Genomic DNA, 25,404 nt, shown 5'->3' on the forward strand with positions numbered 1-25,404 from the left:
AACAAGTTACTTATAAAAACAAGATATCATGCCCGAACTACCCGATCTGCAGGCGTTTAGCCATAACCTGCAAAAAATGCTTGCAGGTAAAACCGTCAAAAAAATAGAAGTGCCTAACGCTAAAAAACTAAATGTTAGCGTACATGAACTGGACGAGGTTTTAAGCGGACAAAAGCTGGAAAAAGTATATCGCGAAGGTAAGGAACTGCATATTAAATTTAACAAGGGCGATGTACTGGGTCTGCACCTGATGCTGCACGGTAAACTATTTTTATTCGATACCAAAAACGAAAACAAATACAGCATCCTTGAACTGCACTTTGATGACAACAGCGGATTGGTGCTGACCGATTTCCAGGGGATAGCAACGCCTACCCTCAACCCCGAAAAAAAGGACGTACCCGACGCGCTTGATGCCGATGTTGAGTATTTGAAAAAGCGCCTGGCAAAAACAAAAACCAATATTAAAACTGTTCTGCTTGATCAAAAGATCATGAGAGGCGTCGGCAACGCTTATGCCGATGAAATTTTGTGGCATGCCCGCATTTCACCCTTCTCCGTAAGCAGTAAAATACCGGAGGATAAACTGAAAAACCTGGTTCTGTCAATAAAAACAGTACTGGAAAATGCCGAAAAAAGCATCCTGAAATCAAACCCAGACATTATTAACGGAGAAGTTCGCGATTTCATGGATATCCACAATTCCAAGAAAAAACACAGCCCAACGGGCGCTGCCATCATAATTAATGAAGCTTCAAGAAAAACATATTATACTGATGAGCAGGAATTGTTTGAGTAAATCTCGCTGGGTTTAAAGAAGACTATTTCGCGTATTTTCCTGCGCCCGTTGCAATGAGCGCAGTTTTTAAAAGTCTCCTCTTTAGGGGAGATTTAGAGGGGCATCTACTTCAACTTTTTCACCAGGACATTAAAATCAACACCAACAATCGGAATCTTCTTCCAAGGTTGGGTTTCACCGTCCTTATGGAAGGTACCACCGTTAAATAAGCCGCAGGCAAATCCAACGTTGGAGTTGGTTTTAGTTGTCAAAAATTCAATGGAAACCACAATATCACCGGCCACTTTAACATTGTATGGCGATAAGTCGACAGTGGTTAATTGATGGTTTTCCACATTGTCGTATTTTTTAATGTAGCCTTTTATTTCGTCTTTAACCAAATTAGCTTCATTTGGAAACTTCCCGGCCATTTGGTAAACATTTACTTTAAAAGGGATGCTATCGCTTGATCGGTTTTGCGTATGAAAGTTCAGCGTAAGTAATTGTACCTGCTTTTTACCAGCATTCATTTCAATACCAACCTGCGCACCTTTAACAGCATCAAAGGTATTGTTGGATGAGCCGCTTCGGGGTTTGTTGCCTATCGTTTTGGTTTTATCCTGGGCGGATACGCTAACGGCAACAAAGCATAAAAAACATAAGGCAAAGAGTTTTACAAAATTTCGGGAGAATATCGATTTGAACATAACAATAAGTTTTAGATGGATTTAGTAAGGTAGACGATGATGATAAACAAATGGTTGCAACCTTAATCTGATTTTTTCAGGATCTACGTAGAGGCACTCTATATGCGTCTCTTCAAAAACAATCACTCCTTCTTAACAGCACTATTCCTGATAAAAATAACCGACATCAGCGCACCCAGGAAACCAAGGCCGGCGCAGATCCGCATAATATTGCCATAGGCCGAAATAAATCCGTTGTGATAGGCAATCCCGACCGCCTTTTTGTTAGCTCCGTTAATACCGGCGGGCACTTTAGCATTACCTAAGTTGGCCGATTGTTCCATAACCGTCTTTTTATCTTTTTCATTAAGAGATAACTTTTTCAACTCCCCCTGCATCGCTCCCGAAAAAAACAAAACCGCCAGGGCACCAAAAATGGCATTGGCAAAAACATTGGCGATCCGGGTCATGGCATTGTTAATGCCCGACGCTGTGCCCGAAAAATGATCACTTACCGATCCCATTACCGTTGCCGTAAGCGGCGCTACCGTTAATGACATGCCGAAGCCAAAAACAAGCACGCCAGGGAAAAAGCTTGTCCAATAATCGGAAGGGCCTGTAGTTTGCTTAATGAACGACAACATTAGTAATCCTGCCCCCGCCAAAGCCGGCCCGATGATGAGCAATAAACGCGGGCCTTTTTTATCGGCAATAGCTCCTGCGTAACGCGCAATGGAGATCATAAGCACTGTAAAAGGTAAAAACGTTAACCCGGATTGCAGCTGACTATACCCCTGCACCTGTACCATGTTTAGCGATATAAACAGCATACCGCCACCCAAACCTGCATACAGAAAAAATGTAAGCAGATTTATCCCGCTAAAGGTTTTATTATTAAACAGGTTCAGCGGCATCATAGGGTGTTTGCTTGTACCTTCTATGTAAATAAAAACGATGAGCAATAACAGGCCCAGGGCTAATGATCCATAAACCTGCCAACTATTAAATCCAACCGCCGGCATCCGCAAAAAACCAAACGTTAACAAAGCAAGCCCTAACGCAATGGAAACAGCTCCGGGAAAATCAATGGTTTGGTCGGCACTATCATCCTTACTTTCGGCAACCTTACGCCACAGGATGAGCAAAGCTACTATACCTATGGGGATATTAATAAAGAATATGTACCGCCATAAACCGGCATCGGCTAAGGCGCCACCCAGTACCGGTCCGCCCATGGTAACTACTGTGGTAATGGCCGACCATGTTCCAATAGCCTTGCCCCTTTCTTTTACATCGATGGAAGATGAAATAAGCGAAAGGCTCCCCGGGATCATCAGTGCGCCGCCAATACCCTGTATGATCCTGAAAACAATGAGATAAAAAACGCCCGGTGAAAGCCCGCAAAGGGCCGATCCGGTTATAAAAATAAAGATCCCGATCATGAAGACCTTCTTCCGCCCCAGCTTATCGCCAAGTGAGCCGCCTATTAAAATAAGAGAGGCAAGCATCAACAGGTAGGCGTTCAGGATCCAGAAGAGATCGGCTCCTTTGGCATCAAGGCTTTGCTGTAATGCCGGCAGTACTACGTTAAGTGCAGTACCATCAATAAACGCCATGGCCGAAGCCAATATCGCCGAAACCATGATCCATTTGCCGGCCGGGCTGCCCAATGAAACTGTAGCCATATTTTATAAGGTTGTAACTGAAAGCTTTATTACAAAGTTGCAGTAAATGATCGGATTAACAGGGCTTAAAAAAAACAAATTAAAGCGTTGTGAAAAAATATGGCTATCGCCTGAAAACACCGATATTTTCCGGGCAAAGCAGGATCAGCAGAAATATAGCAGAAAGATTGAGCCATAAAACCTCCGATTCATTTACTCCGGAAAACAGGATAGCCAGCACTGTTAATGCTGCCATCGCTATGATATGATTTCGGTGCGGAATGGGAATACCGGTTTTATCAACAAAACGTTTAGCGCTAAAATTACTCCTGTATATAAACGGGAGTATTAAAAAGTAAAAAGCGCCTGCAGCAATCAGCAACCAATGAAAAGCAATTTTGCCAGCCTCATTAATTTTGATAATGCTGCTTGCGTTTGTACGCAAAATCGTATTATTTACCTTGAAAAGCTCATGTGTTGATGTATGGATGATATCCGGCAAACCGCTCATTACCTGGGCAACAAAAAACAAACTTAACACACCTGCCAGGGCTAAAACAACAGTGAACGAGATACTGCGATAGCGTGAAAGTATTATTAAATACACTATTACCACCCCGGAAATACCTGTTAACAGCAAGGCTGTAATATACCCGGTAAAACCTCCGTCCTGATTATAGATCATCCCGAAATATGTTTTGTCGACAAAAAACATTACAATAGAAACAAGGGTCAACGCGGCCGCCAACCCGAATACCAGGATCTCAAACTTTGTTAAACTGTTTTTTTTACGGGCAGTATTGTAAGTATTTAACACGGCAATTATTTACAGGTGATGTATGACTAACAAAAACTTATCAAAACATGTTTTTCAGTTACTGTAAAACGCAAAGAAACCCGGAATTATTTCCGGATCTGCAAACTGATTACCTATATATCATTAAATACTGAAAATTGCTTTTCCATCACACCGGCAAGGGTATCCATCACATTTAATTTTGCAGAGCGCATTGTTACTGTATCATTGAATCATAAATCAGCAACTATATGAAAACGCTTATCCTGATACTCATTCATCTCACAATTGCATACCTGTTAAGGGCACAGCCACCGCAGCAACCCATAGTTTTGGGAAGGGTGGATACCATTTATTCCAACATCCTGAAAGAGAAACGACCACTTTCCTGGGGAGATTTGGAGGGGGCTAATTTATAAAACTCAGCGGTTCTAAATCTTTCAACTCTTCTTCAGTAAACAACCTTGAATGGATCATAAACCTAAAACCCGTAGGTATTTCTATTGAAAAACTTGAACCACGGCCTTTGGTAATATCAAGCTGGAGCTGGGTATGCTGCCAGTATTCAAACTGGTCCTTACTCATCCAAAATTCACAATCATCCACCTCTCCTATTTTCACATCGCTGCCGCCGAGTTTAAACTCACCTTTTTCAAAACACATGGGCGATGAGCCATCGCAGCAGCCACCGCTTTGATGGAACATCAGGTCGCCAAAGCGGGATTTGAGTTCGGCTATCAGCTTTGAAGCTTCGGGGGTGATAGTTACTCTTTTGATCATGTTTTTAAATTTCGCGCGAAGCCGCAGATAAGTAAAGAAATATTTAAACACATAAAGACTTACGAAGTTTCTGAAACTTCGCAAGTCTGTGGAACGGGGGGATTAAAGCCGGGATTAAAAAAATCCCAGCTTGTTCTTATTATATGAGATCAGCATGTTTTTAGTTTGACGGTAGTGGCCAAGCATCATTTTATGATTTTCGCGGCCAAAACCTGATTTTTTGTACCCACCAAACGGCGCATGTGCCGGGTAAGCATGGTAATTATTTACCCAAACCCTGCCTGCAAGTATGGCACGCGGCACCTGGTAAAGTTCATGTGCATCACGGGTCCACACACCGGCACCTAAACCATATAATGTATCATTGGCTATCGCGATGGCTTCATCGGTGGTTTTGAATGTGGTTACACAGGCCACCGGACCAAAGATCTCTTCCTGGAAAATGCGCATCTTGTTATTACCTTTAAACAACGTGGGCTGAATATAATAACCGCCTTCCAGCTCACCATCAAGCTTTTTAATCCCGCCGCCGCAAAGCACTTCGGCTCCTTCTTCCTTCCCGATTTTCAGGTACGATTGAATTTTTTCGTACTGATCGTTAGATGCCTGCGCGCCCATCATCGTGGTGCCATCGAGCGGGTTGCCCATAATAATAGCATTGGTGCGCTCTATCACCTTCGACATAAATTTATCGTAGATGTTTTCATGCACCAATATCCTCGACGGGCAGGTACAAACCTCGCCCTGGTTAAGGGCAAATAATACGGCGCCTTCAACAGCTTTGTCAAAAAACTCGTCGTCGGCATCGGCCACCGATTCAAAAAAGATATTTGGCGATTTTCCGCCCAGCTCCATAGTAACCGGGATGAGGTTTTCAGATGCGTACTGCATAATCAAACGGCCGGTAGTGGTTTCGCCGGTAAAAGAAACCTTGGCAACCCTTGGCGATGACGCCAGCGGCTTACCTGCCTCCGGACCAAAACCTGTAATAATATTTAAAACGCCCGGCGGCAAAATATCCTGGATCAGTTCCATCAATATTATAATTGATGTCGGGGTTTGTTCGGCCGGTTTTACAACACAGCAATTACCGGCAGCCAGTGCAGGGGCAATTTTCCAGGTGGCCATCAGCAGCGGAAAATTCCAGGGGATGATCTGTCCTACAACGCCCAATGGTTCATTTAAACAAATACTTACAGTATATTCGTCATGCTCGGAAATCCCGCCCTCTTCGGCACGGATCACACCGGCGAAGTAACGGAAGTGATCAATCACCAGCGGCAAATCGGCAGCGCGGCATTCACGAATGGCTTTACCGTTATCAATGCATTCTACAACAGCCAAAAACTCCAGGTTGGCTTCAATAACATCGGCTATTTTATTTAGTAGCGATGCGCGGTGCGCAGCAGAGGTTTTACCCCATGCCGGGAACGCGGCGTGAGCGGCGTCCAAAGCCAGTTCAACATCCTCCTTTCCTGATCGTGCAGCTTTGGTGAACACTTTGCCGTCGATAGGCGAAACGTTATCAAAATATTCGCCTTTAACGGGCGGAACAAATTTGCCGCCGATAAAATTGTCGTACTTATCCTTGAAGGATGGTTTAGAAACAGCGCTCATAATTTTTTATGTTTTTTGGTAACACTAATGTAGAGCTACCTAGCTGTAAGGTATTTGCATTATGCTCTCAAATGGTAGCACAATGGTCGCATTTTTTGCACCTGCTTGTTAATCAGGATAAGTATACCTAATTTGGTATAAATTATAAACGGCTATGAATAACAAAACCCTGTTATCTCCGCTAAGCCTCTCACACGGAAAAGAACTGAATACCCTGGTTGAAAACCGCAAGGCTTACACCATGAATCAGTGTGAGCTCAACGTTTTTGAAACTTTTGAGCGCAGCGAACTGGTGCCTTTAACTTTTAGCGACCTGGTAATTACCAGCATGCTGCGCGGCAAAAAGGTGATGCACCTGTTTGATAAACCTGGCTTCGACTACCTGCCTGGCGAAACAGTGATTGTTCCACCGAATATTACGATGAAGATAGATTTCCCGGAGGCCACTATTAACCAGCCCTCTCAATGTACAGCCCTGGCTATCAATCACGACGAAATTACCAATACGCTTGATTTTTTAAATGAGAATTACCCGAGGGAAGATAAGCGGGTATGGCAGCTGAACTATAATCAGTTCCATTTTTTTAATAATTACGAGCTGGCACAACTGATCAACAAGCTGATCCGGATCAGTACCGGCGATGCACTGACCAAAGATGTGCTTGCCAATCTCACTTTAAAAGAATTGCTGATCCGCATCATGCAGATGCAGAACCTCAACGAGATCAGCGATAACCTGCATGAGCTGTCAAGCAGCAGCCGTTTTGCCTATGTACTGGAATATATCAGGGTGCATTTAAGTGATAAGCTTAATATTGATGCCCTGAGCCAGATGGCCTTCATGAGCAAAGCCAGCTTTTTCCGGGCATTCAGGCACGAGTTGGGGATCTCGCCGGTTGACTATATTATTAAAGAGCGCCTGCAATTAGCCAAACAGCTCATGAACAATCCGCAAAACAGTATCTCTGAAGCTTGCTTTAAAGCCGGATTCAATAACCTCAATTACTTTAGCCGCGCATTTAAGAAAATAGAGGGGACTACGCCAAGTTATTATAAAGCCAGGTCGCAGAGAGGGCATTTGAATTAAAAAAGCAAAGAGAAAGTGGTCATTTCAACTTAAAAAAGAGATCTTATACGTGCATCATAGTAACCACGTATAAGATCTCTTTTCACCTGATGCTTAACTCTTTGGTTATTTATGCTGATCTGCGGCTGTTGCTGATCAATGCCGATTCATAAACCGTGCTGATGATGTCTTCTGTCGAAAAGGTGCCCAGGAAATCCCAGTCGATATGACTGTATATAACCTGCTTTGATGGTTCAATAATATAGGTAGCCAATAACGGCGCGTTTTCGTCAATGCCCGAAAACCTGTCCCACACCGGATAATCATCAGAGTATACCCTGAATTGTTGTGCTATTTCTTTATCGGTGTCATGATAAAAATTAAGGGTGAGGCTTTGCTCCCACGCCCATTTTTCAAGATCTTCGGTACGTTCATCGCTGATGATAAGCAGGTTACCACCGCTTGCCTTAACCTCATGCTGAAGGTTATTCAGCTGCTTAAGCTGCGCCAGGCCTTGCTGCCCCCAATGGCGCGAATAAAAAGAAATAACCAGCGGCTTATTCAATAAATTCCTTTGTGAAATTGGGCCATGTGTTTCGGCGCCATTGTAAAATTGCTGCCAGCGGCTATAATCGTTACTTAACTTAAATTCGGGAACCAAATTGCCCGCTTTTACAGGATGCAATGATTTCAGTTTACGAAATTTAAGATCGGGTTCGGCAACAACTTCAAGCAGGTCAAAAAAAGGGTATTTATTATTATTTGTGGTTTGCATTTTAAAATAGATTTATGATGTTATGGATAATGTTTTTTAGGTAATTGTATGCTGAAATTTTAACTGGTCAACAACAACGGCATAATCCATAAATTACCCTGTAACGCGTCAGCAGGCCCAGCGGGGAAGCATTGCTTATTTGTTTATTACGGGAGGTGTTCATAAAAGTATATTAATTATTTATAATGAGGTCAGTAAATTTAAAGGTGTGCGGTAGCGTATGCGGGAGAGAATTTCAACAACAGCAACACATGGGTATATATACTCCGGCCCTGCTTTGAGGCGGTGTATACTTGTTGCTGATCATTGAACTGTTGCCTGTCATGTGTTTTTGAATGTTACAGGACAAATATACTATAATATCTATAAACTTAGTAGAATTTATTAAAAAAACATTAACCTCTAATTACAATCAAATTTCCATCATCACGCTGCTCGTTTTTAAACGGTTTATATAGTATATCCCTCCCATCAAAACTATAACTTTGTTCCATACGTTCCGTATAACCACTACTCAACTATGCAAACCAGGCTAAAAGCACCATATATCCTCATATTTATTGTAAGCGTTTTAGCCCTTTCCGGTTGTAAAAATATCGGTAAAAAACACCAGCTTTCTAAAGCAGATTCCCTTAAAAAGAAAATGGTCAAGGAGTGGACAAAGACCATTCCCGGCAATTTCAGCGATCAAACTGAACTTGTATTTGACAGTACCCGTATCGTCACATTTCTTCAAAATCACCCCGCTTTGGCTCCCTATGAGCGGGATCTGCGGAGTTTTTACCGTAAGCGTAAATTTGCCTATGCCTGGTATGAAAAAGGCACCTTAATTGAACAGGCCGGTAACCTGAACGACAGGCTGATGAACCTTCAAAATGAAGGCATATATAAAGGCATTCCTTATCAAAAAGATTTAGACTCCCTGATTTTTGACAATCATTCAAAAACCAGGGTTAAAAAGCCTGATATAGGCACCGAGTTAATGCTCACTGCCCAGTATTTTGCGTTTTCAAAACTGGCTTTCCGGGGTATGAGCGATTCGGTTAGCCGTGCAGTAAACTGGTTTCTGCCGCGTAAAAAGATAGCATATGATGATTACCTGGATACGCTTTTAAAAAAACCTTCAAAACAAGCCCCTGCTATAAGCGAACCAGTATACCGTCAGTACGACCTGCTGAAAGGTTTCCTGGCAAAATACCGCCAGCTTGATGCCCATGAAAATTGGGAACCAATTGCCCTTAGCAAAAAACTTAAACCCGGCGACTCGTCGGCCATAGTTGCCCGCATAAAATCCCGCCTTTATAAACTGGAAGATTTTAAAGGCGATACGCTCAACAACAAGTTTGATGATGAGCTTAAAGCAGCCATAACCCAATTCCAGCTCAGGCACGGCCTTAGCGCCGATGGCTTGCCCGGTCCGGGAACTATGGCCGAAATGAACGTGCCGCTCAAGTCCCGGATCAAACAAATCATTGTAAACATGGAGCGCTGCCGCTGGCTGCCGGTAAGTTTAACTACCGACTACCTTGCCGTGAATATCCCCGAATTTAAGCTACATGTTTACCATGCCGATAGCTTATTATGGAGCTGCAATGTAGTAGTTGGTCAAAAAGTACATCAAACCGTTATATTTTACGGCGAAATGCAGTATGTGGTATTCAGCCCATACTGGAACCTGCCCGAAAGCATAGTTCGTAATGAAGTTTTACCAGCCATGCGCAGCAACCGTAACTATCTTAATGAGCACAATATGGTTATTACCGGTCAGGAAAACGGCCTTCCGGTAATTCAGCAAAAACCGGGGCCGGCAAACTCATTGGGGCTGGTAAAATTCCTGTTCCCCAACAGTTACAGTATCTATTTGCATGATACGCCTTCAAGGTCGTTATTTGGCGAATCGTCGCGGGCATTCAGCCACGGTTGTATTCGTGTAGGCGAACCGGCCAAACTGGCTTCATTCCTTTTAAAATACGACAGCACATGGACAACCTCCCGTATTAATAAAGCCATGCATCTCGGTAAAGAACAACAGGTTACGCTTAAACAAAAAATGCCTGTATTTATAGCCTATTTTACCGCGTTTACCGACAGGAATAACCTTCTCAACTTCCGCAAAGATATTTATGACCGCGACGAGCAGCTTGCATCCATGATCATGTCAGGCAGCGGACAGTACTAATCCCCTCTTATTGAACTCCTTTCCTTCTTACCGCAGTTTAAAATACTGGTAATTAATAATTACAAAATATTTTTTATGGGTTTGTAGGCAATCGCTGAAATTTAATTGTCCTCCCTTTAAATCACCATAGTGCACCCCTACAATGGATAATTTTTCCTTTAGCACGGTGATCATTAACCAAACTATATGACATTATTAATAAACCCAGGAAAACTGATGCCTATGTAAAAAAAGCTTACTCTCCCCGCTACAGGCAATAATTACCCGGAGGGAATTACTGCCCCGAAAAAAATTTTTGAATGTTTATAACTGCGCGGTGCTTCCAGGGTACTTCGCTATTAACTCCCTTTAAATTCAATAAAATATGAAATTTTTCAACCACCCGGTGGGTGTACACAGGCCGTGGGTATCACAATCCCTTAACCTGTGTAAATTTGCCCTTGCAGGTATGGTGCTCTTGAACATGCAGGCTTCGGCTGCTGAAGCGCCAAAAGCAAAAGCTAAATCAAACATTAATTTTAACTTAAACTTCGCTAAGCTTACCGGTAAGGTAGTTGATGAAAAAGGCGAACCACTTGTAGGCGTAAGCATTAGGATCAAAGGCACCACCACCGGTACCCAAACCGATGCAAACGGTAACTTTACACTTGATGTACAACCAAACACCGTGTTAACTGTAAGCTATATTGGCTACGGTACCAAAGAAGTTGCGGTGGGAGGTAAATCAACAATAACTATTACTTTAAATGCCAACACAAACCTGAATGAGGTAGTGGTAACGGCTTTAGGTATCAAAAAAGAGTCAAAAAAATTAGGGTACGCAGTAACCACAGTAAAAGGCGACCTGCTTGATAAAGCAAAAGAATCAAACATTGCCTACTCATTGGAAGGCCGCGTAGCCGGTTTAAGTATCAGCGGCGTAAATGGCGGTCCTGGTTCATCAGCGAGGATCCTATTACGTGGTGTAACCAGCGGTGGCGCAGGTTCTCCTTTATTCGTTATCAACGGCGTACCAATGGATAATACAACCCGCGGTACTTCGGGCGAATGGGGTGGCGCGGATTATGGTGATGGTATTTCCAACATCAACCCCGATGATGTTGAAACCATGACTGTATTAAAAGGCCAGTCGGCGTCGGCATTATACGGTGCACGTGCAGCTAATGGCGTTATCTTGATCACCACCAAAAGTGGTAAGAAGAATTCGGGCTTTGGAGTTGAGTTTAACAGTAACTTCCAGGCAGATCAGCCAGTTAACAACCAGGATTTCCAAACCACATATGGTCAGGGCGAACATGGTGTAAGGCCGGCAAACGTTGCCGCTGCAGTATCAACAGGTAACTTAGGCTGGGGTGAAAAACTGGATGGTAAACCTACAATTCAGTTTGATGGTAAAATGTATCCATATTCAAACAAAAGCAATTACCTTGATTTTTACCGTACTGGAAATACATTTACCAATACAGCATCTTTTGATGGTGGTAATGAAACTGGTGCTTTCCGGTTATCGTTGTCAAACGCACATGCTAATGCAATTGTGCCTAACAGCGGTTTAGACAGGAAAACTTTCAACTTAAATGCTAATCAAAACGTTACTGATAAGTTAAATATCGCGGTAGTAGCGAACTACCTGGTTGAAGATTCAAAAAACAGGCCAAGCCTAAGCGATGGTCCGGGTAACCCGAACAATATCCTGTTCCTGGCTGCCAACGAAGACCAGGCTGCTTTAAAGCCAGGTTCAACCAGTTCAGGTGCCGAGCAACAATGGAATAACGACATTTATGTTACCAACCCTTACTTTGCTGCAAACAACTTCATCAACAACACAGGCAGAAAACGTTTAATAACTTCATTAACTGCCCGTTACGATATCACCAAGTGGATTTATGCACAAGGCCGTATCGGTTATGATAACATCAATGACAGCCGCTTTAAAGTAACCCCTACCGGTACAGCTTACTCAAGCAATGGTGCCGGCGGTTTAGATGAGCAATCAACTGCACAACAATACGAAATAAACTATGATGTATTGTTTGGTGTGAAGCATGACATTGTGAAAGATCTGTTATCTTTTGATTTTACAGGTGGTGGTAACATCCGCAAAAACAGCTTAACTTCTACAAGCTTAAGCGGCGGACCATTTATTTTACCGTACTTCTACAGCTACTCAAACCTGCAAACCAAAAATGCGGCTAACTACACATTTAATCAAAGGGAAGTACACTCAGCTTATTACACTGCCGACTTCTCAATTAAAAACTACCTGATATTGAGTACAACCGGTCGTTATGACACCTACTCAACATTATACCCCGTAGTAGTAAAAGGTAATGGCGAATTATTTACACCGTCTGCAGCTGCAAGTTTTATATTCTCAGAATTTACCCATCTAAACTGGCTTGATTTTGGTAAATTAAGGGTTTCATACGCTAAAACCAGTGGTGAGCCGTTAGATACATACATCACACAGCAATACTACAACATCAATAACCCGGTTAATGGTACTGTAACAGGCGGTTTTTCAAACGTACTTCCTAACTACTTCCTGAAACCTTTTACACTTACCGAAACAGAAATTGGTACTGAGTTAAAATTCCTTAACGGCCGTGCCGGTTTAGATTTTGCTTACTTCCGTCGTAAAACTAAAAATGATATCCTGAAAGGTACATTGGATGTTGCAGCCGGTTATGGCACTCGTTATATCGGTACCCAATCATTCCAAAACAACGGTGTGGAAGTTGAGTTGAGAGGCACGCCGGTTCAAACCTCGTCTTTCTCCTGGTCGCCATCAATCAACTTTACTTATGTTAAAAACAAAGTATTGACAACTGATGATCTCGGAACAACCCAAACATTGGGTACTTACAGGCCATTGAATGCAAACCTTGCATTTGTACCTGGTTTACCAGGCCCGCAGATTATGGCAACTGATTTCAAACGCAATGCTTCAGGTCAGATCATTTTTGACTCAAACGGCTTACCGGAGTCTGACGGCGTTCGTACACCACACGGTACAACAGTACCAAAGATCTATGGTGGTTTAAATAACGATTTCAGCTTCAAACACATTAATTTATCATTCCTTGTAGATTACAGGTTCGGCAACAAAATTTTATCAGCAACCAACTACTACAGTATGTACCGTGGTTTAAACAAAGCAACCTTACCTGGTCGTGAAGGTGGTGTTGTAGGAGATGGCGTAACTGAAGATGGCCAGAAAAACACTAAAGCAGTAGATGCTGAAACTTACTACCAGGCCCAGGCCCAAAGAGTATCAGCAATGAACGTACTTGATGGCAGCTTCATTAAACTACGCCAGGTTACTTTGGGCTATACTTTTACCAAAGGTTTCCTTACAGGTACGCCATTTAGTGGTATAGCTGTATCATTGGTTGGCCGTAACCTTTGGACAATCATGAAACATACCAACAACATCGATCCTGAATCAGGTTTCGCTAACAGTGTAGCTTATGCAGGTATTGAGGGAACAAGCTTACCAAGCGTGCGTACCTACGGTATAAATGTTAACTTTAAACTTAAAAAATAACAGAGAGATGAAAAAACGACTCATATATAGCGGCTTTTGCTTAGCCGCGGCTCTTGTTTCGGGTTGTACAAAAGATTTCACCAAGATAAACACAAACCCAAATGCTACTTCAGCAACTGTGTTTAATCCGAATTTTCTTTTAGCACAAGCCCAGATCCAGTATTCACAAACTGGTTACGATCAGTTGCTTTACCAAAGCATGTGGTCACAATCGTTAGCTTCAACTTACGATTATTATGGTAACGGTGATAAATACATCTATAAAGGTTCATTCAATGATTACAAAGCAAGGGTTTACAACAGCGGCTACGGTGCCGAAACCCTTGTTCAGGAAATGAAAAACCTTACCGATGGTAAAGCTGAGTATGCTAACCTGAACAAAATTGCCACAATCATGAAAGTGTTCATAATGCAGCGTGTTACCGATGCCTATGGCGATGTTCCTTACTCAGAGGCAGGTATGGCTAAGCAAGGGATCTTTACCCCTAAGTTTGACAAGCAGCAGGATATTTACAACGCTATGCTTACTGATCTTGACGGTGCAACAAGCGGACTTGACGCAGCGAAAGACAAACCAAGCTCTGATCTGTTTTACAGTGGAAGCATTGCGCAATGGAAAAGGTTAGGCTATTCACTAATGGTGCGGGTTGCTATGCGTTTAACTAAAGTTGATGCGGCTACTGCTCAAAAATATGTGGAGAAAGCTTATGCAGGCGGTACCATGACCAGTATTGCTGATAATGCCAAGGTAAAAACTGATAATGCTAACGGTAACAGCAACAGTACCATCAATGCGTTAACCGTTCCTGATGATTTTAGGGAAGTACGCTGGTCAAAGACCCTAATCGACTACATGCAAACTACTGCCGATCCAAGAATTTCAGCCATCGCTGAGATTTCCTCCGGAACCGGTAAAGCAGCTAACTCAAACGAAACCGTAGCTGGTAATAATGCCGCTGCTGTTCAACATGGTATGCCAAATGGCTATGACCTGAATGGCGGTGCTACTGATATCAGCAAAGCTCCGGGTTATCCTGGTACATCCCCTGCAGATCCGTCTGTTAAAGATGATGCACCTGCTCCTGATGGTAAATATTCACGTCCAAGGTTACAGGTTTATTATACATCAACATCAAGCATTAACCCGGTTGATAAGAGTGGTATTAATATGCTTTTAACTTACGGCGAAACTGAATTATTATTAGCAGAAGCTGCTACCAGAGGATGGAACACCGGTAGCGCAGCTACACACTACGCAAACGCTTTGGCTGCCGATATGAGTTCTTTAGCTCAATTTAATTCTGCTGCTGCTATCAGTACAAGTGATATTGCCACTTATGTTGCGGCTCACCCACTTGTTTCAGCAACTGCATTACAGCAAATTAATATGGAATATTATGTTGAAACATCATCAACCTTTATCCATAACGAAACATGGGCAAACTGGAGAAGAACAGGTATCCCGGTACTTACGCCGGTTAAATATGTTGGTCAATTCACTGACGGTTCTATCCCGCGCCGTATTGCGTATCCGCTTAGCTTGATCACAACAAATGCTGCTAATTATAAAACCGCTGTTGCTAACCTTTCAGGCGGTGATACTTTTACAGCACGCGTATGGTGGGATAAATAATACCCCTAATATAAATTCCTTTTAAAAAACAAGGCTATGGCTTCATAGCCTTGTTTTTTAGTTTTTACACCAAAAAGGATTAATAATCTGGTGGTAATTATCAATACAAATAATTAATTTTAAATCCCCTGCGCCCCGGAAAAATAAAATCTGTTGATAATGTGTTGTTCTTCTCCCCTCGTTAATTTTAAACTTAAAAGATTAAACACTTTTACATTTTGTACTGTTGCCCTGCTTACATTACAAAGTATGTACAGTAATGCGCAGCAGTCGCTTTTTAAGTTGCTTACCCCCGAAGAAACCAGCATCAAATTCCGCAATGATTTGGTTGAGGACGAAAAGCTCAATGTGCTCTCTTATGAGTACCTGTACAATGGCGGTGGTGTTGCCGTTGGCGACATCAACAATGACGGCCTCGAAGACCTGTTTTTTACCAGTAACCTTGGTCAAAATAAACTCTATCTCAACTTAGGCAACCTTAAATTTAAAGACATTACCCAGCAAGCCGGCAGCGGTCTCGCGGGCAGGCCAGGCGACTGGAAAACCGGCGTTACCATGGCCGATGTTAACGGTGACGGCCTTTTAGATATTTACGTTTGTTACTCGGGCCTTGGTGATAATGCCAAACGCCGTAACCAGCTGTTCATCAATAAAGGCAACAGCAAATTTGTTGAAGTGGCCAAACAATATGGCCTTGATGATCCAGGCTACAGTACCCAGGCTGTATTTTTTGATTATAATAATGATGGCAAGCTGGATATGTTCCTGCTTAACCATAACGTTAAAAAGATAAGCAACCTTGAATTTGCACAGGCCAAAGCCGAAACCGACGAACTGGCCAGCAATAAACTTTTTGAAAACCAGGATGGTCATTTTGTTGATGTATCCAAAAAAGCGGGCATCATTCAAAATCCCCTCACCTTTGGCCTTGGCGTTGCCATTGCTGATATGAACAAAGATGGATTACAGGATATTTATGTAACCAACGATTACAACGAGCCCGACTACCTATACATAAATAACGGAAACGGAACTTTTACCGAAGACAGTAAAAAGTGCTTCAAGCATTTGTCACAATTTTCGATGGGGGTTGATATCGCCGACATCAATAACGACGGCCTTCCCGATATGATGACGCTTGACATGCTGCCACCCGATAACCGACGTCAAAAGCTGTTGCAACTACAGGAAAACTACGAATCGTTTGAGCTGATGCTGAACCAGAACCTGTACAAACAATATATGCGTAACATGCTGCAGGTTAACAATGGTGATGGTACTTTTAGCGAAATCGGTCAGCTGGCAGGTGTTTCCAATACAGACTGGAGCTGGTGCCCGTTAATTGCTGATTTTGACAACGACGGCTATAAGGACATCTTCATCTCCAACGGTTACTTCCGCGATTATACCAACAAGGACTTTTTACGGTACTGGGGCGATTATAAGCTCAAAAAAGCCATGAACCGCGAACCGTTCCTGCTCATGGACCTGGTTAAAGCTATGCCCTCTACTACCCTGTCAAACTATATTTTCCAAAATAATCATAACCTCACCTTCACCGATAAAAAACAGGATTGGGGGATCAGCAAAGGCGGTATTTCCAGCGGATCAGTTTATGCCGATCTTGACAACGATGGCGACCTTGACCTGGTTACCAACAATATCAACAGCGAGGCTTCCATATTGCAAAATATGACCGTGGAAACCGGCAAAAAGAATTACCTGGCCGTAAACCTTAAACAACCCGAAGGGAACACAAACGCCATAGGTTCAAAGGTATTTGTATACAATGGCAAACAGGTGCAATACCAGGAGGTTAACCCTAACAGGGGATATCTTTCATGCGTATCCACAGTTTTAAATTTTGGATTGGGGGATCAGCAGCAGGCAGATTCAGTACGGATCATCTGGCCCGATCAAACCTCACAATTGCTTACCGGCGTTAAAGCAAATCAACGCTTAAATATCATCTATAAAACAGGCAATCCTGTATTTAAAACCGACGGCAAAACCACTACCAAATCAGTTTTTAGTTTAGCTAAACCAGCCATTGATTACACCCATACCGAAAACAGTATCAATGATTTTAAGCGCCAGCCTTTGATGCTGTTCATGAGCTCAAAAACAGGACCGGTAATAGCTAAGGCTGATATAAACAAAGATGGGCTTGAAGACTTATTTATTGCTGGCGATCAAAATACATCGAGCAAGATATTTATTCAAAAAACAGGCGGCAATTATACCATTCAGGAAATATCAGATGTTAACAAAGAAAACACCTCAGCAGCGGCATTTTTTGACGCCAATGGCGATGGTTTCCCGGATCTGTACATAGCCAAAGGCGGCTATTCACTATTAGAACCCGGCGCCAATGAGCTGCAGGATAAACTTTACCTGAACGATGGTAAAGGCACCTTCAGTTTTTCAAGTACTTCCCTCCCGATATTAACCGGCAGCAGTAAATCATGTGTATGCCCTTGTGATTATAACAACGATGGGAAAACGGACCTGTTTGTTGGATCGGACGTTACACCGGGTTCTTATCCATCTGCACCCAAAAGCTACCTGCTTACCAATACGGGCGGCGGTCATTTTGAAATTACAAATGCGCCATTTACCGGCATAGGGATGATCAAAGACGCCCAATGGGTTGATTTAAACGGCGATGGCCGTAAAGACCTGGTGATATGCGGCGAGTTTATGTCCATCATGGTATTTACTAACACCAAAGCCGGTTTTGTTGATGAAACAGCCAAATATTTTGATCATCCCGTGAGCGGTTTCTGGAACACGCTAACCATTGCTGATGTGGATGGCGACGGCAAGCCTGATATCATTGCTGGCAACCTTGGCGAAAATACGCAGATCCACGCCAGCCAAACAGAGCCTGCCGAAATGTATTTTGCCGATTTTGACGGGAATGGCTCAATAGATCCGTTCTTTAACTTTTATATACAGGGTGTAAGCTACCCCTTTGTAAGCCGCGACGAACTGAACGACCAGATTTACCCGATGCGTAAAAGGTTTGCCTCATACAAAGCTTATTGCGACGCTACCATGAAGGATATTTTCACGCCCGAAGAACTTGCTAAAGCCACTAAGCTTACAGCTAATGAGGTTGAAACATGCCTGTTCCTGAACCATGGTGGTAAGTTTGTAAAAGGTCAGCTGCCTTTACAGGCCCAATATTCATCGGTATCAGAGGTCCTCTCCGGCGATTTTAATCATGACGGCAAAACAGACCTCCTGTTGCTGGGCAACCATTCGGATAACCGCCTGAAATTGGGAAGCTTTGATGCAAACTATGGTTGCCTGCTTACCGGCGACGGTAAAGGCAATTTCACGTACCAAAGTCAACCGGTTGCCGGGCTATCGGTAAACGGTGACGTAAAATCGGCCACGGAAATAAAAATAAATGGTGCAAATTATGTATTGATTGGTGCATCGGGACAGGCGCTACAGTTTTATAAGTACTAAATCTTAAGCCTTAAGTATGCAGTTTAAAGTCTTGAATTGAAAGCCTTTATCATTTTAAATACCTATTGACTTAAGGCTTGGAACCCGAAACAAAAATTAAAACAAATGATCAAACAAATATCCATATTGTTTTTAGCGCTGGTAGGCACAACAGCTTATGCGCAAAAGAGTAAGAAAAACGTTCTTCCATACCTGCATATTGATAAGGCCGTAAACGCAATTTCGGCGGTTATGATCCATGATGTGGTAAACCCGCCTGCCGCTTCCCGTTATTATGCTTATGTAACCCTGGGGGCTTATAATTTGGTTAGCCTCAACAATAAACAGGTAATGCCGGTTAGTAATTTTATTAAAAGCTACACACAGGATACCCAGATCAGCATCCCGGCCGATAAGTACGATTATCGCATAGCCGCTATGTATTGCATACTGGAAACAGGTAAGCAAATGCTTCCATCGGGTTTTATGCTGCAGGACGATGAGGATAAGTATATAGCCCTTCTTAAAGAGAACGGCATCAGCGAAGATATAATCAAACAATCTGTGGCTGCCGCAACTGAAATGACTGTTAAGGTTATTAAATATTCCAAATCTGATAATTACAACAAACTGAGCGGTCGGCTCAGATATTCGCCCATAAAAGGGGGGAAAAACTGGTTCCCAACCCCACCAATGTACATGGAGGCCGTTGAGCCTAACTGGAAAACCATTCGCCCAATGTTTATTGACTCTTCTGATCAATTTGTACCGGTAAGGCCTGCCGCTTTCAGCACCGACAGTACCAGCGAATTTTATAAAGAGGCTTATGCTGTTTACAAGGTATCCAAAAACTTGTCGGCAGAGCAAATCATGATTGCCAACTTTTGGGATTGCAACCCCTTTGCAGTTACCACATCGGGCCACATGATGATCGGTTTTAAAAAAATCAGTCCGGGTGGGCACTGGATGAATATTGTTGGCATTGCAGTAAAAAAAGCCGGGCTTAGTTTTGATAAATCGATACAGGTAGCAACACTGGTTGCCATGACCGAAATGGATGCTTTTATTAGTTGCTGGGACGAAAAATATCGCAGTAACGGCATCCGCCCCGAAACCTACATTAACAAATATATCGATATTAAATGGGTGCCCATGCTGCAAACCCCGCCATTCCCGGAATATCCAAGTGGTCATGCTGTGCTGTCAAATTCGTCGGCTGGTGTGTTGAGCTATTTGTTGGGCGACAATTTTGCTTACACTGATGATTCGGAAATCCCCTACGGTGTTGGCCCCCGCGACTTCAAATCATTTAAGCAAGCTGCCGAAGAAGCTTCTTTGTCCCGCTTTTATGGCGGTATTCATTTTAATGACGCCATTGTTAACGGCAATCAGCAGGGGCGCGATGTAGCAACGGCGGTTATAAAAAAATTAAAAGCAGCCGGAGTAAACTATTTGGGTAATTAGAACGTAGTTAAAAGCAAACAGCTTTTAATTATGCGGACCCGGGGAACGGTTTTACTATTATTTTTCATCATTACCGGGATCCTCGGCCTTAATTCATTCATTGTAAAAACAAAATCTGCTGCAACAATGGATGAAGAGGGCCGCGTGTTGTTTTTACGCCATTGTACGGTTTGCCATTTGGCACCCGATCCAGCCGGTCTTACCAAAGAGGTTTGGGCAGGCCATGTGCTTCCCGTTATGGCGGCCCGTATGGGAATCATTTATCCCAATTACGATCCGCTCAAAGGATTATCCGATGAAGAGCAAGCTATTGTTAAAAAGCACAATATTATCCCCGAAGAGCCGGTTTGTACTGATGCCGACTGGGCTAAGATCAGGGATTATATCATTAGCAACGCTCCTGATAGTGTAAGTGCAGATGAAAAACGCCTTACCCGGAACGGGCCGCTTACACAGTTCATAAGACAGGATGTGCAAATTGATAATAAAGCTCCTTCACTCATTACAGGACTTAAATATAACAGTACAACCAAAACCCTTTGGATAGGTAATTTTTACAACCAGGTGCTAAACTGGCAATATGGTAAAGGGGCAATAAAAACCATAAAAAGCCAAAGTCCGGTTGTTGATTTCAATTTTTATAAGAATAACACCTACTTTACCCAGATAGGCAAACTATACCCTACCGAACTCAGCACCGGCTCATACGCTCAACTGGCAGATACCAGTGCCGTCCCTATCCTTACGCAATTGCACCGCCCGGTATGTACCAAAATTAACGACCTTAATAATGACGGCACACCCGAAATTGTGGTATGTAACTTTGGCAATAAAACGGGAGGCTTATCGCTGTTTAAAAAGAACAAATCGGGTAAATACATTGAGGATATACTGTTACCCCTGCCCGGTGCCATCAAGTGCTATATAAAAGACATGGATGGCGATGGCAAAAAAGACATTGTGGCCATGTTTTCGCAGGGAGACGAAAGCGTTTATATATTTTATCAAAAGGACAACCTTAAATTTAAAGCTAAACGTGTGTTACGTTTCCCGCCTGATTACGGTACTACCGATATGGACCTGGTTGATTATAACAATGATGGCCTTAATGATATTGTAACAGTGCATGGCGATAATGCCGATTACTCCAATATTTTGAAAGCATACCATGGCATCAGGCTGCACATAAACCAGGGCGCCGATGTTTTTAAAGAAAGGTTCTTTTATCCGATATATGGCGTAACCAGGGTTTTGGCCGAAGACTTTGACAAGGACGGAGATATTGATTTTGTGGCAACAGCCTTTTTTCCTGGGTTTGGCAAGCTGGTTGACGAATCGTTCATTTATCTCGAAAACATTAATAAAGACCAGTTTATTTTTAAACCGTGCATTCAAAAAAGTGAGGTACCGATCAAAACCCTCACTCTCGAGAAAGCAGATATTGACGGCGATGGGGATATGGACATCATTACCGGCAACTTTGCCCAAAGCCCTGGCCCCGCTCCGGAACCGCTTGATGAAAAATGGAAATCGGCAAAGTATGGATTGAGCATCTTTTACAACCAGCTATACCAGCCAAAGAAGTAAGCCGGTAAAATCGCTGGAACTGTGGAGACATACCAAAGCTACCGGTTTTCATTTAGTGCTGTCATACATTATCACCTGCATACAGGTAATTATTCCGATTCGAGGAGGCGTTCGAAACGTTTATCGGGTATGAACCAGCTCCCGGCTACTACCACATAAATTATAACGCTGATAACAGGGTTTAACCAGGTACATAAAATAGCCACCGCATAAAGCACCACAGAAATTTTCCCCTTAAAATCACTGCCAAAGGCCTGGGCAATCAATGAACCTTCGCCATGATGTTTAATGAGCATTAATGCCAGGATGCGGTAGGCAATCCCGTTCATGATGAGCACCACACCGTAAAAGAAAACCGGCCATTGGGTGAGATGGGTCTCCCCCATCCAGCCGGTTACAAAGGGTATCAGCGATAGCCAGAACAACAGGTGCAGGTTAGCCCACAATATTTTACCATTTACCGAGCGTACCGCCTGCATGGTATGGTGATGATTGTTCCAGTAAATACCCACGTATATAAAACTGAGCAGATAGCTTAGAAAAACCGGGATAAGCGGCTTCAAAGCTTCCAGGCTTTCGCCGTGCGGAACCTTCATCTCCAACACCATAATGGTAATAATGATGGCTATTACGCCATCACTAAATGCTTCTAATCTGCCTTTACCTAATGCCATGCGCTAAATATAGCATTATTTGGCAAAAGCCTTATAACGCTGCATAGCTTCAACAAAGTAGTAATCGGCATAAGTTAGCGGTACATCAATTTCTGTACCTGCCGGGAAATGGCCAACGCTGTGTTTTAAAATAAAGCCTCCGTTGGTATTCAAATCGGCTTTATATGCAGGTGCCGATAAGTTTTTAATTATAGTTTGGGCAACGTTAAAATACTCCTGGCCATCTTTTTTATCAACATAACGGCAAAGTTCCAACAAGGCTGAGGCCATAACCGATGCGGCAGAAGCGTCACGAAGCGCGGTAGGGATGTTTGGCGCGTTATAATCCCAATAAGGTATTTTATCGGCCGGCAGGTTCGGATTGGTCAATATAAAATGAGCAATATTTTTTGCCTCCTCCAGGTATTTTTTGTCTTTTGTTTCGCGGTACATCACAGTAAAGCCATATAGGCCCCATGATTGCCCCCTTGCCCATGCCGACTCGTTGGCGAAACCCTGTGCTGTTTTCTTTTCTTTTACTGCTCCGGTTTGTTCATCGTAATTAATCACGTGATACGAACTAAAATCAGGGCGAAAATGGTTTTTCATGGTAGTATTGGCATGAGTAACCGCTATTTTATAAAAGCTTGAATCGCCGGTCGCTTTTGTAGCATAAAACAACAATTCCAGGTTCATCATGTTGTCAATAATCACCAGGAAATCATTAGCCTTTGAATTCCATGAGCGGATACAGCCGACTGTTGGGTTAAACCTGGTTGAAAGCGATTTAGCACCGTTAACCAGTATTTCTTTGTATTCTGGTTTTGGCTCAAGATGGTTTGCAGTACCGAAGCTGCAATACATCATAAAGCCAAGGTCATGTGTACCTTTATTATATTGTTCTTTTTCGAGGCCTTTTAAATTATTGTTAGCATCGCTAAGCATTGCAGCATCTTTGGTTTGCTGATATATTTTCAATAACGTACCTGAGTAAAAACCACTGCACCACCAGCTGCTGTTGCTTGTTTCAAACTTATCGGTAGTAGGATGATAGGTTTTCGGGAATTGCTCCGGCCCAAATTGTTTGGCCATGTACTTATATTGAACATCGGCATCGGCAAAGTTTTTTTTGATGGTTGCCAATACATCCTTTTGGGGTTTAAAGCTATTTTGCGAAAAAGAATTGAGGCTCAGCGCTAATAAACATGCAGTAATTGTTGATTTGTACAGGTGTTTAAATTTCATAGACTATAAATAACTGGTTAGAGTGCTTATGCAGGGCACATTTCAAGTTATAAAAGTGCAGATTTTGGTTCAATAAAAACAAGCACCGGACAGCCATTTGACTATATATTTCTACTACATCGATGTAGTTAGGGTGATTTTCTACGGTCACCGTCATTTCTTAGTTAAAAGCCGTTACAACAAGGTTTTTATAAGCACCCTGGGGGCAGTTGCCATGCCAGTAACCCACTGCACCGCTTTTCAACGACGGGTAAAGTGCTGTGTAAACCATAGCCGGCTTGGGGGCATTATCAACATACACCTCCATTTTACTGCCCTGAACCAGCACTTTGATGTGAAACCATTTATTTTGCGGAATTATAGCTTTAGCCTGGTAGGTTGTTGCTTCATAGTCCCACCAGTTAAACTCGGCCTTTTTTTCGGGCATGTACTGGATAGCGTTAATGGTACCAGATGATCCCGGCCTGAAATAAACTGTTTCATAATGATGGGCATCCCGGATATGAAAAGCCAAACCAACAAAGCCTCCTTTGGGGTTTACACAAGCTACATCCATTTCAATAATACCATCCTTAAAATTTAACCCCGGTTTATACGCTAAACTGGCCGATTTGTAGTCGCCGATTTTCCGTTTGATGAGCAGCGCCTTTTGTCCCTGAAAAGTGCCCAGCTCATAATCAAGCGTATCGTTTTTAGGTATTATCCATTGTTTAGGGTTTACAACCGAAAGGTTGTTTACCTGGTGCTTTTGTTGCGCCTGTGTTTTTACAGCAGCAAACAGCGTTAATACTAAGACTAACTTTTTCATGATGATGGTTAATTTATACTTATTGAGTAATAACAAGGTTGGCAAAATCACCGGGCAGCCCGGACGACCAAAGGCCAACGAGCCCGCCTTGTCGGTTATTCAGTTTTTTCACAGTAAGCGATGGTTGATCTGAATGGTCAACATACACAACAATATCATCGGCATTAACTACTATGCGTGCATGAAACCAGGCCGTGGCCAGCGGAAAAGGATTTACAGCATTTTCATAAACCAATGGGTGTTCCTTACGGAGTTTATCCCATGGAAAATCCGGCTCGCTGATGTATTGTACTGTATGTTTGCGGCGAAGTGTATCCGTGGTTTGAAAGTTAAAAGGGCGGAAATAGATAACATCATTGGTTGTGGTATCAATCCCGTGAAAGACTATGCCTAAAAAGCTTTGCTGAAAAACATCTTTGCCCCTCAAATCAACATCAATGGTGCCCGTTTTAAAATCAACACCCTTAAGCCATAAAATACCATCTAATGTAAGACCTTGTTTACTACCATCGGTAAGTTCTTTAACAGTTTGGCGGGTGTAGGCTTTCACCAGTTTATTTTCCTTCAGCAATTGATTAATGTCATATGTAACTTTTTTTTGCTGACTGTAACAAAAGCCGCTACCAAGCGTCATGCTTAGTATGGCAAACCATAAAATCTTGTTGTTCAT

The 25,404-nt window shown here is 42.8% G+C and carries 19 protein-coding genes; 9 read left to right on the forward strand and 10 right to left on the reverse strand.

The genetic code is table 11. The annotated features are described in order from the left end of the window. Positions 1 to 28: 28 nt before the first annotated feature. The gene (locus tag SNE26_RS11735) at positions 29 to 799 is read left to right on the forward strand and encodes a DNA-formamidopyrimidine glycosylase family protein (protein ID WP_321559547.1); all 771 of its coding nucleotides are present in this window, start codon (positions 29 to 31) and stop codon (positions 797 to 799) included. Between the two features lie 104 nt (positions 800 to 903). Here the strand turns inward: SNE26_RS11735 and SNE26_RS11740 are convergent, their stop codons facing one another. The 3 genes from SNE26_RS11740 to SNE26_RS11750 all read right to left on the reverse strand — a co-directional run bounded on the left by SNE26_RS11740 (position 904) and on the right by SNE26_RS11750 (position 3,945). After that, the gene (locus tag SNE26_RS11740; protein ID WP_321559548.1) at positions 904 to 1,485 is read right to left on the reverse strand and encodes a hypothetical protein; all 582 of its coding nucleotides are present in this window, start codon (positions 1,483 to 1,485) and stop codon (positions 904 to 906) included. Positions 1,486 to 1,607: 122 nt separating this feature from the next. Further along, on the reverse strand, positions 1,608 to 3,149 hold the full coding sequence (locus tag SNE26_RS11745; protein ID WP_321559549.1) for an MFS transporter: 1,542 nt from the start codon (positions 3,147 to 3,149) through the stop codon (positions 1,608 to 1,610). 103 nt (positions 3,150 to 3,252) lie between these two features. After that, positions 3,253 to 3,945 carry a hypothetical protein gene (locus SNE26_RS11750; protein WP_321559550.1) on the reverse strand — a complete coding sequence of 231 codons (693 nt, stop codon included), beginning with the start codon at positions 3,943 to 3,945 and terminating at the stop codon, positions 3,253 to 3,255. Between the two features lie 230 nt (positions 3,946 to 4,175). Here SNE26_RS11750 and SNE26_RS11755 point away from each other — a divergent pair, with 230 nt between their 5' ends. Then, complete coding sequence (locus SNE26_RS11755; protein ID WP_321559551.1) at positions 4,176 to 4,343, forward strand: hypothetical protein; 168 nt, start codon at positions 4,176 to 4,178, stop codon at positions 4,341 to 4,343. Here SNE26_RS11755 and SNE26_RS11760 read toward each other — a convergent pair. Both SNE26_RS11760 and SNE26_RS11765 read right to left on the reverse strand, forming a co-directional pair. Beyond that, complete coding sequence (locus SNE26_RS11760; protein ID WP_321559552.1) at positions 4,333 to 4,704, reverse strand: DUF779 domain-containing protein; 372 nt, start codon at positions 4,702 to 4,704, stop codon at positions 4,333 to 4,335. The two genes, SNE26_RS11755 and SNE26_RS11760, sit on opposite strands and share 11 nt — an antisense overlap. Before the next feature lie 114 nt (positions 4,705 to 4,818). Continuing rightward, positions 4,819 to 6,321: an aldehyde dehydrogenase family protein gene (locus tag SNE26_RS11765; protein ID WP_321559553.1), complete on the reverse strand. Its 1,503-nt coding sequence runs from the start codon at positions 6,319 to 6,321 to the stop codon at positions 4,819 to 4,821. A gap of 154 nt (positions 6,322 to 6,475) precedes the next feature. On the opposite strand from SNE26_RS11765, the gene SNE26_RS11770 reads away from it, so the two are divergent. Next, positions 6,476 to 7,408: an AraC family transcriptional regulator gene (locus SNE26_RS11770; RefSeq protein ID WP_321559554.1), complete on the forward strand. Its 933-nt coding sequence runs from the start codon at positions 6,476 to 6,478 to the stop codon at positions 7,406 to 7,408. A gap of 109 nt (positions 7,409 to 7,517) precedes the next feature. Here SNE26_RS11770 and SNE26_RS11775 read toward each other — a convergent pair whose 3' ends face one another. Then, complete coding sequence (locus SNE26_RS11775) at positions 7,518 to 8,162, reverse strand: redoxin domain-containing protein (protein WP_321559555.1); 645 nt, start codon at positions 8,160 to 8,162, stop codon at positions 7,518 to 7,520. A gap of 520 nt (positions 8,163 to 8,682) precedes the next feature. Between SNE26_RS11775 and SNE26_RS11780 the strand changes: the two genes are divergently transcribed. The 6 genes from SNE26_RS11780 to SNE26_RS11805 all read left to right on the forward strand — a co-directional run bounded on the left by SNE26_RS11780 (position 8,683) and on the right by SNE26_RS11805 (position 22,028). Beyond that, positions 8,683 to 10,341, forward strand: a complete 1,659-nt coding sequence (locus SNE26_RS11780; RefSeq protein ID WP_321559556.1) for a L,D-transpeptidase family protein — start codon at positions 8,683 to 8,685, stop codon at positions 10,339 to 10,341. Positions 10,342 to 10,705: 364 nt separating this feature from the next. Beyond that, entirely contained in the window at positions 10,706 to 13,888 is a 3,183-nt protein-coding gene (locus tag SNE26_RS11785) for a SusC/RagA family TonB-linked outer membrane protein (RefSeq protein WP_321559557.1), read from the forward strand. A 7-nt stretch (positions 13,889 to 13,895) separates the two neighbouring features. Then, positions 13,896 to 15,521: a SusD/RagB family nutrient-binding outer membrane lipoprotein gene (locus SNE26_RS11790; protein ID WP_321559558.1), complete on the forward strand. Its 1,626-nt coding sequence runs from the start codon at positions 13,896 to 13,898 to the stop codon at positions 15,519 to 15,521. Between the two features lie 249 nt (positions 15,522 to 15,770). Then, on the forward strand, positions 15,771 to 18,998 hold the full coding sequence (locus SNE26_RS11795; protein WP_321559559.1) for a VCBS repeat-containing protein: 3,228 nt from the start codon (positions 15,771 to 15,773) through the stop codon (positions 18,996 to 18,998). Between the two features lie 105 nt (positions 18,999 to 19,103). Continuing rightward, entirely contained in the window at positions 19,104 to 20,441 is a 1,338-nt protein-coding gene (locus SNE26_RS11800) for a vanadium-dependent haloperoxidase (protein ID WP_321559560.1), read from the forward strand. Between the two features lie 30 nt (positions 20,442 to 20,471). Continuing rightward, positions 20,472 to 22,028, forward strand: a complete 1,557-nt coding sequence (locus SNE26_RS11805; protein WP_321559561.1) for a VCBS repeat-containing protein — start codon at positions 20,472 to 20,474, stop codon at positions 22,026 to 22,028. 89 nt (positions 22,029 to 22,117) lie between these two features. Here SNE26_RS11805 and SNE26_RS11810 read toward each other — a convergent pair whose 3' ends face one another. From SNE26_RS11810 to SNE26_RS11825, 4 genes are all read right to left on the reverse strand, one after another. After that, the gene (locus SNE26_RS11810; protein ID WP_321559562.1) at positions 22,118 to 22,702 is read right to left on the reverse strand and encodes a TMEM175 family protein; all 585 of its coding nucleotides are present in this window, start codon (positions 22,700 to 22,702) and stop codon (positions 22,118 to 22,120) included. Positions 22,703 to 22,717: 15 nt separating this feature from the next. Next, on the reverse strand, positions 22,718 to 23,926 hold the full coding sequence (locus tag SNE26_RS11815; RefSeq protein WP_321559563.1) for a glycoside hydrolase family 88 protein: 1,209 nt from the start codon (positions 23,924 to 23,926) through the stop codon (positions 22,718 to 22,720). 160 nt (positions 23,927 to 24,086) lie between these two features. Further along, positions 24,087 to 24,734 (reverse strand): hypothetical protein, encoded by a 648-nt coding sequence (locus SNE26_RS11820; RefSeq protein WP_321559564.1) that lies wholly within the window; start codon positions 24,732 to 24,734, stop codon positions 24,087 to 24,089. Positions 24,735 to 24,753: 19 nt separating this feature from the next. Then, positions 24,754 to 25,404 carry a hypothetical protein gene (locus SNE26_RS11825; protein WP_321559565.1) on the reverse strand — a complete coding sequence of 217 codons (651 nt, stop codon included), beginning with the start codon at positions 25,402 to 25,404 and terminating at the stop codon, positions 24,754 to 24,756.

The organism is Mucilaginibacter sp. cycad4 (assembly GCF_034263275.1).
GTDB lineage: Bacteria > Bacteroidota > Bacteroidia > Sphingobacteriales > Sphingobacteriaceae > Mucilaginibacter.

Excerpts from the sequence above, each read along its gene's own strand:
- SNE26_RS11735 (WP_321559547.1), top strand. The coding sequence starts at position 29 with ATGCCCGAACTACCCGATCTGCAGGCGTTTAGCCATAACCTGCAAAAA.
- SNE26_RS11740 (WP_321559548.1), bottom strand. The coding sequence starts at position 1,485 with ATGTTCAAATCGATATTCTCCCGAAATTTTGTAAAACTCTTTGCCTTA.
- SNE26_RS11745 (WP_321559549.1), bottom strand. The coding sequence starts at position 3,149 with ATGGCTACAGTTTCATTGGGCAGCCCGGCCGGCAAATGGATCATGGTT.
- SNE26_RS11755 (WP_321559551.1), top strand. The coding sequence starts at position 4,176 with ATGAAAACGCTTATCCTGATACTCATTCATCTCACAATTGCATACCTG.
- SNE26_RS11760 (WP_321559552.1), bottom strand. The coding sequence starts at position 4,704 with ATGATCAAAAGAGTAACTATCACCCCCGAAGCTTCAAAGCTGATAGCC.
- SNE26_RS11765 (WP_321559553.1), bottom strand. The coding sequence starts at position 6,321 with ATGAGCGCTGTTTCTAAACCATCCTTCAAGGATAAGTACGACAATTTT.
- SNE26_RS11770 (WP_321559554.1), top strand. The coding sequence starts at position 6,476 with ATGAATAACAAAACCCTGTTATCTCCGCTAAGCCTCTCACACGGAAAA.
- SNE26_RS11775 (WP_321559555.1), bottom strand. The coding sequence starts at position 8,162 with ATGCAAACCACAAATAATAATAAATACCCTTTTTTTGACCTGCTTGAA.
- SNE26_RS11780 (WP_321559556.1), top strand. The coding sequence starts at position 8,683 with ATGCAAACCAGGCTAAAAGCACCATATATCCTCATATTTATTGTAAGC.
- SNE26_RS11785 (WP_321559557.1), top strand. The coding sequence starts at position 10,706 with ATGAAATTTTTCAACCACCCGGTGGGTGTACACAGGCCGTGGGTATCA.
- SNE26_RS11790 (WP_321559558.1), top strand. The coding sequence starts at position 13,896 with ATGAAAAAACGACTCATATATAGCGGCTTTTGCTTAGCCGCGGCTCTT.
- SNE26_RS11795 (WP_321559559.1), top strand. The coding sequence starts at position 15,771 with ATGTACAGTAATGCGCAGCAGTCGCTTTTTAAGTTGCTTACCCCCGAA.
- SNE26_RS11800 (WP_321559560.1), top strand. The coding sequence starts at position 19,104 with ATGATCAAACAAATATCCATATTGTTTTTAGCGCTGGTAGGCACAACA.
- SNE26_RS11805 (WP_321559561.1), top strand. The coding sequence starts at position 20,472 with ATGCGGACCCGGGGAACGGTTTTACTATTATTTTTCATCATTACCGGG.
- SNE26_RS11810 (WP_321559562.1), bottom strand. The coding sequence starts at position 22,702 with ATGGCATTAGGTAAAGGCAGATTAGAAGCATTTAGTGATGGCGTAATA.
- SNE26_RS11815 (WP_321559563.1), bottom strand. The coding sequence starts at position 23,926 with ATGAAATTTAAACACCTGTACAAATCAACAATTACTGCATGTTTATTA.
- SNE26_RS11820 (WP_321559564.1), bottom strand. The coding sequence starts at position 24,734 with ATGAAAAAGTTAGTCTTAGTATTAACGCTGTTTGCTGCTGTAAAAACA.
- SNE26_RS11825 (WP_321559565.1), bottom strand. The coding sequence starts at position 25,404 with ATGAACAACAAGATTTTATGGTTTGCCATACTAAGCATGACGCTTGGT.